The organism is Pseudomonas ovata, assembly GCF_003131185.1.
GTDB classification, from domain to species: domain Bacteria; phylum Pseudomonadota; class Gammaproteobacteria; order Pseudomonadales; family Pseudomonadaceae; genus Aquipseudomonas; species Aquipseudomonas ovata.
The window spans coordinates 151840-165750 of record NZ_QFFU01000002.1 but is presented as its reverse complement, the minus strand read 5'-3'; the positions used below and the strand labels follow the sequence as shown (position 1 = coordinate 165750).

Here is a 13911-nt window from a genome sequence, read left to right as displayed (position 1 = left end):
TTCATCAATTTTGCGACTGCTGCCCACTCGATCGCAAGCAAGCTCCCTCCCACAGGTCTGCTGTTTGATGCACAACAGCGTGCCGCCTTGGCGCGGTGTCAGTGACACAGGGTAATCTCCTACAGGCCGTATCAGGCAAGGGATCAGAGGCTGTAGGGCTGTGACAGGTCGGCAAGGCACTGCCCATCACGGCAGCGCTTGCCGGGCCGCTTTTCAACAGCGGCCATCAAGGCCAGCAAGACCTGCCTTTCCTGCTCCAGGGCCTGGTCGGCGTCGTAATGCTCATCCTGCTCGTAATGCAGCAGGTCGATGTTTTCCAACTGCATGGCAAGGCTGCGCTCAAGCCCGGCAGGGTCCTGGGTTTGTACAAAGTCCAGAAAGTACATCAGCGCAATCAACAGGTTTTGCGCATAGGCGCCCTCTTGCGCCGGATACACCTCGGTGTCAGGTATGCACTGTTCGACCTGCTGGCGCAGACGCTGCAAGGCCTGGTCATCATCAAGCAACAATGCACTGTGCAAGGCCTGGATAAACAGGCCCGTGGCCTGTTCGGCGTAGAGCTGATCGAACGCTTCGATCAGGCGCCGCTGGCGATACAGGTATGCAGCCATCACCAGTACTTGATGGTACAAATCCAGCGTGGTGAACGCTGCGTTGATCCGAGGGTCGTCCAGCATAAGGCGGCTCCGCAAGGGCTGTCGTTGATCAGACGGCATACCGATCGACAAAGGCGGCAAACACGCCAGGGTCGTTGAGTTGTTCGGCGCAGGCCAGCTCGATCGCTTCGGCCTGGTCGTCATCGGTGGAGGTGACAAACAACACGGCGCCTTCAAAGGCATCCGCGCGCCGGAAGAAGCCTTCCTCCGCCAGTCGTTTCAGCACGCCGGTCATCGCCTGTACCAGCCTGAGCTTGAAGGGCTCGAAGCGGGCGTGCTCCAGCGCGTCCCTGACCTGGCGATTGATGTCCATGAAATGCTCACCGCCACACCCTTCATACACCCACTCCGATGAACACCAGGTGTAATAGGCCGCCGTCTGCAGGTCATCGTCCTCGACCTCTTGCGCCAGCTTGCGCTGCAAACCAGCGGTGGAGTTGACCGCCACGCACACGGTCATGGCACCGCTGTCGGTGTAGAGCGCACAGGCATAGAAGGTTTCGTCCGGGTGCGCCTGGACGAGTTCCGTCAAGGTTTGCCGGGTGGCCTCGTATACACGCTGTTCAAAATCAAGCCAATCCATCGAGTGCCTCACAAAAGAATCCCGGGTTCGCCGCTTTGGCCACATCTGTTGGCCAGCGTTCCCGATGCCCGGCTAAGATAGCGCCGATTCTCGCTCATCAGAAAGGCTGGCGTGATGCAGACCTGTTTCGATCCGCTGATTCACGTCGACTGGAAAATACCCGGCGGCGAACTGCTGACGCTGTTCCAGCATTACTACCCCGAGATGGCGGTGTTTTGTGGCCCGGCCTTCGAGGCCTTGCTCGATGAGCTCAGCCATGAAATGCCCGAGGTCTGCTTTCAGGCCCTGGCGCCGCTGCTGGCCGCCCAGGGCCATGACCTGTGGAACCTGGACGCCGGCGCAGATGATTACCGGCCGGTCATCGTGCCGGTCGCACAACGCCAGGCGTTTGCCCGCCACTGGCAGAACGCGTCAGGTGAGCTGCGGTTCAGCGCCATACGGATCGAGGCGCCTGAACCTGAACCTGCCGTAGCGCCTTCCCGGTCCAGAAAACACAGGCTCGACTGGTTACAGGACCGACACGACTACCCCGGCCCCACCTACATCAATGACGACCAATACCATCAGGGCATGGCCGCCATCACCGAGCAGGACGAAGACCGCTGGCTGTGTTTTGTCATCGACTACAACCCGTGGCCGCCGGTCGAGCACGACATGCTTGAGCAGCGCACCGACGACGTCGATGGCGCCGACCTGCAATTGCTTGATGTCCAGGGCTCGCGCACGCTGTGGAAACGCCGTGTGGTGCGCGGCCAGCGGCACGGCGAGGACCGTTACCGGTACGAAACCTGCAAAGGCCAGACGATTGAGCCGTTCGGGCCGGCGCAAGTGCAATGGCCGGAATTCGAGCCCGGCGCCCGCGTTATCGAGTCCGGGATTTTCGAGCGTCAACGCCTCTATGAACCCGGGCACCTGACCCGCCTCTGGCGGATCACGGCCAGCACCAGCGAAGTCATCTTCGAATACCCGGACGACCTGACCCTGCTGCCCGTTGGCGAGCGACGCCTGCTGATCCTGCAACATAACGGCCTGCGGTGCTGGCTCTGGCACCAGGACCCGCCCCATGCCCTGGTCAGCCTTCACCCGCTGCCGGTACAGGGCGGCAAACTGACCGCCTCGACAGTCCACTTGGGCGGTGACGAGATGCTGTTATTCAGCGAAGGCGCCCGGCCAAATCTTGAAGATGCGGGCTACCAGGAAACCGTGCTGCTGGCCTGGCGCTTCAATTTCCTGACCGGTGTACACCGCCGTGCGGTGCTGGACGGCTTTGGCAGCGAGGTGCGTCAGGAAACCCGGATGCTGGTTACCCAGCCCAGCCACCGCATCACCTTGCGCACCTTTCATGGGCAAGTGCAGGCCAGGCGCGGGCACGGTGCCTGGTGGGTCTGGACCTACCACAGCCAGACGCCGGGCACGCAGACGCTGGCCTGGTTCTGGAATCAGGACACTCACCAGGTGCTGAAACTGTCGAGCCGCGACATTCCACGCATTCGGCCCCATGTGCGCTATGTCGCGGCGCAGGATCGCTACCTGGCCTTCGACACCGACTTTGTCGCACGCCTGCCGCCCTTCGAGCGGATGCTTGAAGCCAAGGGCTGCGACCTACTGACCTTCGAGCCTGTGCAATGAATGACACCGAGCTGAACATGGACGACTGGGCGCCGCTGGCGCTGGAATGGCACGCCGACCTGGCCTTTATGGAGGGTGTGCTGCTGGGCGACGGGCACGTGCCTGACGTGTACATCATGCTCGACCCCGACGGCCTGCCCCCGCAGGAAGTGGCGCAACGTGCCACTGGCGCAAGCTACCCGCCCTCGCCGCTGCTGGCCGGCCAACCGGTCTGGCGCCATCGCGTGCACCCCGGCCTGTTGCGCGATGCCCGCGGCGATTACTACCTGCTGCCGCACTACCCGGAGCGCTACGGCTATCACGTCGTTTGCGCCCTGCCGTTCCGGTTCGGCCCAGGCTTGCAGGACCTAGGCTACCAGTATTGGCGCGACGACCGCCGGGCCTACTGGTTCGACGACTATTCAATCGTGGCCATGACGGACGTGCAGCCGACGCACCTGGCCCTGCTCGAGGCATCGCCGGCGTCGATCAACCCCGCGTCGGCGCTGTTCAGCGATGGCGCGACGGTGTTTCTCCAGGGCAAGGCCATCGCCGGTGCCGAGGTGCCGGTGCACTATTGCAATCATCCGTCTTATCGCGTCATCGACGGCCAGGTGTGCCGAGGCACCCGGCCACTCTGGCAAAAGGACGGCACGCCGCTGCCGATCGCTCATCCTTACGCGTTTCGCATGCTGGCGCGGCGCTGGGGCACGGATGGCGAGTCGATCATCGTCCAGGCGCAACAAGGCGCCAGCGTGGCGTACGAGTACTTCTACCGCATCGACAAGGTCGACCTGGCCAGCTTTACCGTGCTCAACGAGCGCTACGCCAGGGATCGGCAGCGCGGCTACTACATCACCGGCAAGACCCTGCGCTGCACCGGCGAACTGCGCTTGCTCGAATGCTGGCAGCCGCAGTTCGACGCCTGTGGCCGGGTGACTGGCGCCAGCGTCAGCGCAGACGAGTGGCTTGCCGTGGACGATCAACACGTCTATGCCGCCGGCACGCGCCTGCGCGGCGCGCATGGCCCTGATTTTCGCCATCTGGGCTTTGGTTTCTACCGTGACAACCAGCACGCCTACCAGCAGAACAAACGCCTGGACGTCGACCTCGACAGCTTCGTGGTGACCCAGCTGTACCGGGGCGAACAGGAATATTCGCCCGTACTGGTCGGGGACCGGCACGGGCCGTTGGGCGCCGGCGGCGTCGTGGATGCCACAGTGCAGGCCGAGTGGGCGCCCTTTTTCGAGGCCCATCCGCACTTGCAGGATTACTGGTGGCATCGGCTCCAGGCCCCGCACGCCAAAGCCAGCGAAGAGAAACAGGCGCTGGGCAGTGACTTTGAGGTCGGGGCGCAGGTGTACTTTCACGGCCGCGCGGTCACGGGGCTGGATGCCGCCAGCTTCAGGCTGCTCGACACCCATCTGTGTGGCGATGCCAACGGCTTGTACCTGATCCCGTTCCATAACGCCGAAACCCGCGTACCCGAGCGGTTTTCCGCCGCGCCAGCCGAGCAATACCGGTCCTTGGGCGCGCCGTATCTGACCGACGGTGAACGGGTGTTCTGCCACGGGGTGTTCTATCAAGCCCCGGAACCGATGCGCAAGGCCGACCTGGCCAGCTTCGAGTCCTGCGGGCATGGCTGGGCCAGGGACCGGCAAACGGTGTACTACTACGGCCAGGCCAAGCAACGGCTGGACCCGGCCACGACACGCATCCTCGGCACCTACGCCATCGGCCCCGAGGTGATCCTGGCGCAAGGCAAACCGCTGGACGTGCCGTTCAGCCCCGAGGAAGTGCGCGTGCCGCACCCGGCCTTTCTGCAGTTAGGGACGCGCAAGTTGTTCTTCCTGCGCAAGCCCATCAGCGCCAAGCGGGTCGACCTGCACAGCCTGGTGTTCGTGAGCGATCGGTATGCGCGCGATCAGTATCGACGCTATGAATATGACGGCTACGCTGGACTGAACGAGGTGTCCGAGGACGCCTGGCCCAACGACCTGGAATAACCTTCGCCTTATCAGGATGCGCCCATGCAATCGCCCTTTTTATTGACGGTCGTCGACCATGAACACTCCACTACATTGCGAGAGCGGATGGACGCCGCCGGCTGTGTGTTTGAGTTTGTCGTCTTCAGCCCGGCCCCCGGGGCGCCGGTGGACGAAACACTGCACCGGCAGGCGCTGGCGGGCATGGGCTGTTTTCTGGCGGCCAGCCGTAAAAATCGGCAGGCCGCCCATACCGGCCACTACCTGCCCGAGGTCTATGACCCGCAAGCCGACAGCGATTGGCAAGTGCACAAGGCCAGCGCAACAGCGCTTTCCCCTGCCCAGCGACGCAACCTGACTCTGACCGAGGATTACGCCAACGATTTACTCGCCCTCTACGCCCCCTTCAGCAACCCGCCTTATGGGACGCGCTTCAAGGACGGTGAAGCCCAGGCCCGCGCGACCTTTCAAGAGTGGCTTGATGTGCTCGGGCTGCAAGACCGGAACGATGTGGTCGTGATCGACTGGGTCAACGGCTATACCTTCAACTGGATTGGTACGACCGAAAGTCCGTTGCCGGAGTGGGAACCGTGGTCCGAGTATTTCGAGGATGGACTCGAATGGTGGGGCATCTGGTGCCTGACCGTGTGGAATCCAGAGCGCAATACCTTGAGTGTGCTGGTGGCCAGTGCTACCGATTGAGTCGCTGGGACCTGGCCAGGATCAAGACACAGCTTCATGCCTTGATCCATGGACGTCCAGCGCCTGCATTACCGGGTCACTTGTTCATCATGCTCACGGCCTGCTCGGTTGCCTCGGTGGTGCGTGTCGCCAGCTTGCGCACTTCATCGGCCACCACGGCAAAGCCGCGACCGGCTTCGCCGGCACGCGCCGCTTCAATGGCCGCGTTCAGCGCCAGCAGGTTGGTCTGGCTGGCGATACTTTGAATCGTGGTCACGATCTGCGAGAGCTGGGCCAGGTTTTCTTCCAGCTCACGCTGATGCAGTGTCTGCGACTCGTGCAGTGCTTGCTGCTCATGCTGCAGGTGCACATCGACCAGCGCACCGACCACCCGCAGCGGGGCGCCCGCAGGGTCGCGCCGCGTCTGGCCGCGGGCGCGGAACCAGCGGTATTCGCCGCTTTTCATCTTCAGGCGGTATTCGATGTCGAAGGGTGTCTTGCCGCTGCGGTCCATCAGGTGCGCGCCGAACGCATCCAGGCTTCGCGCCTTGTCCTCGGGGTGCAATCTGGAGGCCCAGCTGTCGAGCACATCCGGAAACTCCTCGACCGTTTCAAAGCCCAGCAGCCGGCGAAACTGCGGCGACCACCAGAAGGGGTTGCGCGGGTTGACCGGGTCGCCGGCAATCACTTCCATGTCCCACAGGCCATCGGAGAGCATTTCGCGCGCCAGTTCGAAGCGGGTGATGATCACATCGTGCAGGCGGTCGCGCTCAAGCTCTTCATGAATATCACGCAAGGAACCGGCGACACGCACCGGCGTGCCACGTTCATCACGCAAGGTTTCGCCCTGGGCGTAGAACCATCGATAGGTGCCATTCTTCATGGCCAGGCGGTTCTTGACCTTGTAAGGGGTGTGGCCAGACTTGTCGCTGAGGTGCCGGGCAAAGGCATCCAGCGTGGCCTGCTTGTCTTCAGGGTGCAGCCGGTCGGCCCAGCTCGCCAGGACGTTGGGGAAGTCACGCTCGTCATTGAACCCCAGCAGCTTGCGAAGCTGTTGCGACCACCAGAACCGGTTCTTGGGATTGACCGGATCACCGGCAATCACCTCCATATCCCACAGCCCCTCACTGGAGGCGCGATTGACCAGATCGAACCTGACCTCATGAACGGCCGCGCTGGCAGCCGCTTCACCGAGCAGCAGACGGGCGGATTCGAGTTCGGTTTCCAGGGCATGGGTATGTTCTTGAGCCCCCTGCCGGCTCGCCTGCACGGCTCTCCAGGCTTCAAGCACCTTCGGGGCTTCGGCACAGCCGGCCACCTCAGGTTCACGACCGGTATGGATGGCTGAAATCAATTGATCCAGCGCGGCGCGATCACGTCGCGAAAAGGGCAAAAATGACATGGCAGACTCACTGAATTGGCGGGAGGGCCTTATCCATGGCACCTTGCCATTTCTATCGGCGGCGGCTCATAAAGCTTAAGACCCCGCGCAGACATTCAGGACGATGCAACATCCCCCGCGCACATGCCCGGCTGTAGGAGCGCGCTCTGCCCGCGACCGGCTGCGAAGCAGTCGTAAATTCGCAGCGTTTCCGAGATTTTTCGGTCATTCACTGTAGATTTCCGGCGTTTCCGAGATTTTCCGGCTATTCACTGTAGATTTCCGGCATTTCCAAGATTTTCCGGCTATTCACTGTAGATTTCCGGCGTTTCCGAGATTTTGCGACCGCTACGCGCTCGGTCGCGGGCAAGCGCGCTCCTACAGCCCACCAGAAACGCGTGATTGGGCGGGCCTTGGGTGGTGGTTGAGGAAGGCGGCTACGACATCGCGACACTGGATGAAAACGCATCACGCTTGTTCGATGGCCTGAACCTTCATCGCCGGCTCAGGCCTGCATGAATGCCATCCATTGCCGACCCAGAAACAGCCAGTCGACCCAGAACGCCTGATGGATGATCACGATCAGCCAGAACACCGCCTGATACGACAGCTTGCGGGTCTTGTGGCGAAACAGCTGCTGGGCCAGCAAGGCGCCGGGCCAGCCGCCGAGCAACTCGACGGCGTGAAGCAGGTTTTCCGGCGTGCGCTGGCCACCCTGCCCGGCCTGGCGTTTATCGTGCCGGTACAGCCCCACGGCCAACAGGCTGGGCAGCACATAGGCCAGGGCGGCCAGAGGCAGGCCGTGCTCGCGCCAGAGGCCGAACAGGCCGGCCGCTGGCAGTGCGCACAAAACCAGCCATACCAGCAGCTTGAGGGTCGGCGCGCGCAGCGGCTGGCGCGCCGGTGTGGCAGGACGCGGGCGCGCCATCAACCTTGCGCCGTAGACCAGTCGACCCAGCCGAACAGCCAGGTGGCCAGGATCAGCAGGCCGAAGGCAATGCGGTACCAGGCGAACAGCGCGTAGCTGTGGCTGGCGATGAACTTGAGCAGGCCGCGCACGGCGATCATGGCGAAAATGAACGACACCACGAAGCCAACGGCAAACACCGAGAAGTCGTCCGGCTGGAACAGATCGCGGTACTTATAGCCCGAATACACCGCAGCACCGACCATGGTCGGCATGGCCAGAAAGAACGAGAACTCGGTGGCCGCCTTGCGCGACAGGCCGAACAGCAGGCCGCCGATGATGGTCGAGCCGGACCGCGAAGTGCCGGGAATCATCGCCAGGCACTGGGCGAAGCCGATTTTCAGGGCGTCCTTCCAGGTCATGTCGTCGACCTCTTGCACCTTGATCACATGCTCGCGGCGCTCGGCCCAGAGCATGATGATGCCGCCGACCACCAGTGCCACGGCCACGGTGATGGGGTTGAACAGGTAATGGTGGATCCAGTCGGCCAACAGCACGCCCAGCACCACGGCCGGCAGGAACGCCAGCAGCAGGTTACCGGTAAAACGCTGCGCCTGGCGCTGACGGGGCAAGCCCAGCACCACTTCGAAAATCTTGCTGCGAAATTCCCAGACCACGGCCAGGATCGCGCCGAGCTGAATAATGATGTTGAACGCCATCGCCCGTTCGCCACCGAAGCCGATCAGGTCGGCCACGATAATCTGGTGGCCGGTACTCGAAATCGGCAAGAACTCCGTCAACCCTTCCACAATGCCCAGTATCAACGCCTGGACAGCGACCCATGCATCCATTTTTCCCCCGTTACGGCGCGGCCATCGGCGCACCGGTCAGTCTTGTGGTTGGTCAATCGATCCGCGAAGACGATGCGTTTCGCGAAGGGCGCAAATGCTAGCAGACCCCGTTCAAGCGCGCCTGTCTGTTGCCTGTACGGTGCGCCCTGCCGCCCGGGCTCCCCGCGCGGCGCAGATGCGCTTACAATCGCCGCCCTATCGTCTCCCCCTACTCAGGAACCCCCATGTCAGAGGTTGAACTGTTCGGTGCCGCACTGGGCGTGCTCGCGGTCATACTGACCATCCGGCAGAATCCGTGGTGCTGGCCGATCGGCCTGGTCATGGTGGCGATCTATAGCTGGCTTTTCTTCGGCGTGAAGCTGTATTCGCAGGTGCTCCTGCAACTGATCTACGCGGTGCTGCAGCTGTATGGCTGGTGGCAATGGACCCGTCATGGCGACAACGTGCCTGCCCGCGCGGTGACCACGTTGCAGGACCGCTCGATCCTCGGAGGCCTGGCTGTGGGTGCCCTGCTCGGTGCCGCCCTGGGCGCGGGTATGGCGCACTTCACCGATGCCGCCCAGCCGTGGCTGGATGCAGCCCTGACCAGCTTCAGCCTGGTGGCCCAGCTATGGATGGCGCAAAAACGCCTGCAATGCTGGCCGTTGTGGATCGTGCTGAACGTGATTTCCGTCGGGCTGTTCCTGCACCAGGCGCTGCACGCGATGGCGGCGGTGTATGCCCTGTTTACCCTGCTGGCCATTCTGGGCTGGCGTGAGTGGCGCGTGGCCCTGGTGCCGGCCCGATGAAAGTGCTGGTCCTGGCAGGCCCTGAATCGAGCGGCAAGAGCTGGCTTTCCACGGAAATCCGCAATCGTTTCGGCAGTGTGCTGGTCGGCGAATACGTGCGTCATTTCATCGACGAGCAGGCACGCGACACCGTGTATGCCGACATCACGCCCATCGCCCAGGGACAACTGGCCTGGGAAGATGCCGCCCGCGCTACCGCCCCCGAGCTGCTGATTCTCGACACGCACTTGCTGAGCAACATGCTCTGGAGCCGCACGCTGTTCGGCGATTGTCCGGCCTGGCTGGAAGCACAGTTGCTGGCGCGGCATTACGACCTGCACCTGCTGCTCAGCCCGCAAGGCGTGCACTGGACCCAGGACGGCCAACGCTGCCAGCCGGCGCTTGAGGACCGCATGGCGTTCTTCAAGGCCAGCCGCGACTGGCTGCAGGGCCATCAGCAGCCGTATCAAGTGATCGAAGGTGACTGGGCACAGCGGCTTGAAGCGGTGATGCAGGCGGTCGAACAGTTATTGATCACGCCTGCGCAGCACTGACAAAACGCCATTGCCCGGCAAATACCGGGCTGGGTGTAGGAGCGCGCTTGCCCGCGACCGAGTGCGTTAGCGCTCGCAAAATCTGCGAAACGCCACAAATTTACGGCTGTAAATCTGCGAAACGCTACAAATTTACGGCTGTAAATCTGCGAAACGCTACAAATTTACGGCTGTAAATCTGCGAAACGCCACAAATTTACGACTGCTAACGCAGCCGGTCGCGGGCAAGCGCGCTCCTACAGCGCTGGATTTAACACTCAATAAAATCGGTCAACTGCCTCATCTGATCTGGTGCTTGTGCAATAACCGGTAGAACGTTGGTCGGGAGATGCCCAGCACCTTGGCGGCCACGCTGAGGTTGTCGCTGTGCCGGGTCAGTACATCACACAGCGCCTGGCGCTCGGCGCGGGATTTGTATTCGTCCAGGGTGCTCATGCTGCTGGTCAGTTCCTCTTCGCCCAGCAACCCCAGATCACTGGCTTCGATCTGGCGACCCTCGGCCAGCACCAGCCCGCGGCGCACGCGGTTGGCCAGTTCGCGGACATTGCCGGGCCAGTCATGCTTGCCCATCGCAATCAGCGCATCCTGGCTGAAGTTGCGTGCCCGACGTCCGGTTTCCTGGCTATAGAAATGCGCAAAATGATTGGCGAGCATCGCCAGGTCACCGTGGCGCTCACGCAACGGTGCGGTGCCGACCTGCAGCACATTAAGCCGGTAATACAGGTCTTCGCGAAAGCGCTTCTTGCGAATGGCCGCTTCCAGGTCGACATGCGTGGCAGCGAGCATGCGTACATCCACGGCAATCGGCTCGCTGCCACCGATGCGCTCGATCTGGCGGTCCTGCAGAAAGCGCAACAGATGCCCCTGCGCCTCCAGTGAGAGGTCACCGATTTCATCAAGGAACAAGGTGCCGCCATCGGCCGCTTCGATACGGCCGATACGCCGCTCTTGTGCACCGTTGAACGCGCCTGGCTCATGGCCGAACAGTTCGGCATGGATCAGGTGCTCGGCAATCGCACCGCAGTGCACGACCACGAACGGCTTGTTGCGTCGCTGCGACTGGTTATGCAGGGTGCGCGCCACCAGCTCCTTGCCGGTGCCACGCTCGCCGCGGATCAATACGGGCGATTCGGTGGGCGCCAGCTTGCTCAACAGGCGCCGCAGCTCACGAATCGGCCGGCTTTCGCCAAGCATTTCCTGATCCGGACCTGGCGGCACCGGCACCGTCCCTTGGGCGCGCAGGCGGGCCATGCCGTACGCACGGCCCAGCGTGACCTGCATGCGTGCGACATCGAATGGCAGGGTATGAAAGTCAAAGAACCATTCGCAGACAAAATCACCGATCTTTTCGCGGCGCAGGTCATCAGGCGTCAGCACCGCAATCCATTCGGTGTTGCTGCGGGTAATAAGCTCGCGTACCACCTCGGGGGGCTCGAAGTGATAAGGCATCAGACGAATCAGACCGACATCACACCCCATATTGAGTGCCGATTCCAGCGAGCTGCTGTCGACCGACCAGCCAGCGGCGTGCAGCACGGGAATCAATTGGTGACAATCGTCACAGGGGTCCACAATCAAAAGACGTCGCGAGGGGGCCGTTTCAGGCATGAGGGTCTTCCTTGGCGCACGGCGGCGATGCAATTGATCTAAAAACGTTTATAAACAGCGTGTTGGCGTTTACGCCTGTTACGTTAGCAAATATTTGACACTGCCTTGTACCGTTTGCGTCTAAGCCCTATAACCAGACACGCGTCAAACGTTACAGCGGACTTTGCGCCGCTGCTGGCGACTGCCGGAAAGTGCCCGGGACAGGCAATAAAGTTGCGTAGGATTACTACATTGCGCCATGCCTGTAAAAAATCATGAAATTATCGAGCAGGTGTGTGACTCCTCTTCTCGCGCCGGCATCAACACAAGTAACCAGCCGGACGGTAAGCCCGCCGACGAGACTGTACTGGACTGAATGGGCACCTTGAGGAAATGACCATGAACGCCCCACTGCGCTTCAATGATGCACTGCTGATTGCTGGCAAAGCCTTCCATCCCTTCCAGTGCGTGGCCTGGGCCCCACAGGATGGCAACGGCGAACTCAGCCTGACCGTGCTCGACCGCTTCAGCGCACGCATTGGCCGCCAGCAACTTCCGCGTGGCACTTATTCTGACCCTGTGCAACTGGCCAATGCCTTGCAACAGGCGCGCGAAGAACTAAGCCGCGAGGGTTACAGTCTTCAGCCGTGGACCATGCCGGCCTGATCATTCGCGTTGCACTGCACTGTCTTTTTGCATGAATGTGGCTCTTTGCTTAATCAGGCGGAGCCACTTTCTTTTATAAGTCCGCCGGCTTTACCAGACCCGTAAAGATCACGGTAGTACATCGTTGACTGCCATTTTTTCCGCGAAAACTGGATAACCACCCAGTCCTTCTTGTACCTTTGCTCCTCTTGCCGCCCAGGCCAGTCCAAGGAGCACTCCCTTGCTGTATACCCTTGCCGTCGAAAACTATCGCTCCCTGCATGATCTGCAGCTGTCGCTGGGCCGTCTGACCGTGGTCACCGGGGCCAATGGCAGCGGCAAGTCCAATCTGTATCGCGCTTTGCGGCTGCTGGCCGACACCGCCCGGGAAGGCGTGGTGCAAGGCATTGCCCGTGAAGGTGGGCTGGACTCATGCTTCTGGGCAGGACCCGAGCAGTTTTCAGCCGCCGTATTGCGCGGCGAACAGCCGGTGCAAGGCTTGCATCGGCGCACGCCACAGCGCATGCGCCTGGGCTTTGCCGGCGAGCATTTCAGTTATGCATTGAGCCTTGGCTTGCCTGAGCCCAGCCCCGGCGAGTCGCCGCAGCGGCCCTCGCTGTTCGGGCGCGACCCGCAGATCAAGCGTGAAGTCATCTGGGCCGGAGCGGTCTATCGACCCGCCAGCGTGCTGGTCGAGCGCAAGGGGCCGAGCGTGCGTATGCGCAACGCGCGCGAATGGCGCACCCTGACCACACGCCTGCCCGATTTCTACAGCCTGTTCGACACCGGCGGCGCCCTCGACTGCCCGGAGATTGAAACCCTGCGCAGCAGCGTGCGCGACTGGCGCTTTTACGATCACTTTCGCACCGATGCCACAGCCCCAGCGCGTCAACCGCAAGTCGGCACACGCACCCCGGTGCTGCACCACAGCGGCCGCGACCTGGCCGCCGCCCTGCAGACCATCCGTGAAATCGGCGACCCGCAGGCACTGGATGCCGCCATCGACGACGCCTTTCCCGGCTCGACCATGCACATTACCGTGCGCGACGGGCTGTTCGGCCTGGCCCTGCAACAACCCGGCATGCTGCGACCCTTGCTGGTCAGCGAACTGTCCGACGGCACCTTGCGCTACCTGCTGCTGGTCGCCGCCCTGCTCACCCCGCGCCCACCGGCACTGATGGTGCTGAACGAACCGGAGAGCAGCCTGCACCCGGACCTGCTGCCGGCACTGGCACGCCTGATCGGCCAGGCCGCCGACCGTGGGCAGGTGTGGGTGGTGTCGCACGCCAGTCGCCTGGTCGCGGCACTCGAACCGTTACCGGCGTGCGTAAGCGTGGTGCTGGAAAAACCCTTTGGCCAGACCCAGGTCAGGGGCCAGCAAGGCCTGCTGGACGGGCCGGCATGGCAGTGGCCCACGTAGGAGCGACCAACGGTCGCGAAAGGGTTATTGCAGGCACGACATTGTCCGCGCCTGGCCATCCACCTTCGCGACCGCTGGTCGCTCCTACCGTGTCAGGCCAGAGGACACAAGGTCTGCAGGGCCCCTCTAAAAACTACCTGCGTTGTCAGTACCGGAAAAATATTTCGGCCAGATCAGGTCAGGGGCCGGCATGGCAGTGGCACTCGTAGGCGCGACCAACGGCCGCGAAAGGGTTATTGCGGGCACGACATTGTCCGCGCCTGGCATCCATAAGGGCTGCCGGGCT

12 protein-coding genes and 2 pseudogenes are annotated in these 13911 nt (G+C 62.3%); 7 read left to right on the top strand and 7 right to left on the bottom strand.

What is annotated here, in order from left to right; all coding sequences use genetic code 11:
- Positions 1-143: 143 nt before the first annotated feature.
- Both DGA31_RS03890 and DGA31_RS03885 read right to left on the bottom strand, forming a co-directional pair.
- Positions 144-677, bottom strand: a complete 534-nt coding sequence (locus tag DGA31_RS03890) for a hypothetical protein (RefSeq protein WP_109511604.1) — start codon at positions 675-677, stop codon at positions 144-146.
- A gap of 28 nt (positions 678-705) precedes the next feature.
- The gene (locus tag DGA31_RS03885; RefSeq protein WP_056839582.1) at positions 706-1239 is read right to left on the bottom strand and encodes a DUF4303 domain-containing protein; all 534 of its coding nucleotides are present in this window, start codon (positions 1237-1239) and stop codon (positions 706-708) included.
- 114 nt (positions 1240-1353) lie between these two features.
- Here DGA31_RS03885 and DGA31_RS03880 point away from each other — a divergent pair, with 114 nt between their 5' ends.
- From DGA31_RS03880 to DGA31_RS03870, 3 genes are read left to right on the top strand one after another with little or no spacing between them, the layout of a single operon-like run.
- Positions 1354-2868, top strand: a complete 1515-nt coding sequence (locus DGA31_RS03880; RefSeq protein WP_109511603.1) for a hypothetical protein — start codon at positions 1354-1356, stop codon at positions 2866-2868.
- The gene (locus DGA31_RS03875; RefSeq protein ID WP_109511602.1) at positions 2865-4853 is read left to right on the top strand and encodes a DKNYY domain-containing protein; all 1989 of its coding nucleotides are present in this window, start codon (positions 2865-2867) and stop codon (positions 4851-4853) included. The genes DGA31_RS03880 and DGA31_RS03875 overlap by 4 nt, the downstream gene beginning before the upstream one ends.
- Before the next feature lie 24 nt (positions 4854-4877).
- Complete coding sequence (locus DGA31_RS03870) at positions 4878-5534, top strand: hypothetical protein (RefSeq protein ID WP_109511601.1); 657 nt, start codon at positions 4878-4880, stop codon at positions 5532-5534.
- Positions 5535-5637: 103 nt separating this feature from the next.
- Here the strand turns inward: DGA31_RS03870 and DGA31_RS30635 are convergent.
- The 4 genes and pseudogenes from DGA31_RS30635 to DGA31_RS03850 all read right to left on the bottom strand — a co-directional run.
- Positions 5638-5883, bottom strand: a pseudogene (locus tag DGA31_RS30635) (methyl-accepting chemotaxis protein); the annotation flags it as partial.
- A gap of 21 nt (positions 5884-5904) precedes the next feature.
- Positions 5905-6624, bottom strand: a pseudogene (locus DGA31_RS30630) (PAS domain-containing protein); the annotation flags it as partial.
- 775 nt (positions 6625-7399) lie between these two features.
- Positions 7400-7822 (bottom strand): DUF1294 domain-containing protein, encoded by a 423-nt coding sequence (locus tag DGA31_RS03855; RefSeq protein ID WP_109511599.1) that lies wholly within the window; start codon positions 7820-7822, stop codon positions 7400-7402.
- On the bottom strand, positions 7822-8652 hold the full coding sequence (locus DGA31_RS03850; RefSeq protein ID WP_056839588.1) for an undecaprenyl-diphosphate phosphatase: 831 nt from the start codon (positions 8650-8652) through the stop codon (positions 7822-7824). Before DGA31_RS03850 ends, DGA31_RS03855 begins: the two co-directional genes overlap by 1 nt.
- Before the next feature lie 224 nt (positions 8653-8876).
- Between DGA31_RS03850 and pnuC the strand changes: the two genes are divergently transcribed.
- Both pnuC and DGA31_RS03840 read left to right on the top strand, forming a co-directional pair.
- Positions 8877-9440: a nicotinamide riboside transporter PnuC gene (gene pnuC, locus DGA31_RS03845; RefSeq protein ID WP_109511598.1), complete on the top strand. Its 564-nt coding sequence runs from the start codon at positions 8877-8879 to the stop codon at positions 9438-9440.
- Positions 9437-9973, top strand: a complete 537-nt coding sequence (locus tag DGA31_RS03840; RefSeq protein ID WP_109511597.1) for an AAA family ATPase — start codon at positions 9437-9439, stop codon at positions 9971-9973. The genes pnuC and DGA31_RS03840 overlap by 4 nt, the downstream gene beginning before the upstream one ends.
- Before the next feature lie 279 nt (positions 9974-10252).
- On the opposite strand, the gene DGA31_RS03835 is transcribed toward DGA31_RS03840, so the two are convergent.
- The gene (locus tag DGA31_RS03835) at positions 10253-11581 is read right to left on the bottom strand and encodes a sigma-54 dependent transcriptional regulator (protein WP_109511596.1); all 1329 of its coding nucleotides are present in this window, start codon (positions 11579-11581) and stop codon (positions 10253-10255) included.
- 378 nt (positions 11582-11959) lie between these two features.
- On the opposite strand from DGA31_RS03835, the gene DGA31_RS03830 reads away from it, so the two are divergent.
- Positions 11960-12226 (top strand): hypothetical protein, encoded by a 267-nt coding sequence (locus DGA31_RS03830; protein ID WP_056839592.1) that lies wholly within the window; start codon positions 11960-11962, stop codon positions 12224-12226.
- A 220-nt stretch (positions 12227-12446) separates the two neighbouring features.
- On the top strand, positions 12447-13625 hold the full coding sequence (locus DGA31_RS03825; RefSeq protein ID WP_109511595.1) for an AAA family ATPase: 1179 nt from the start codon (positions 12447-12449) through the stop codon (positions 13623-13625).
- Positions 13626-13911: the final 286 nt, after the last annotated feature.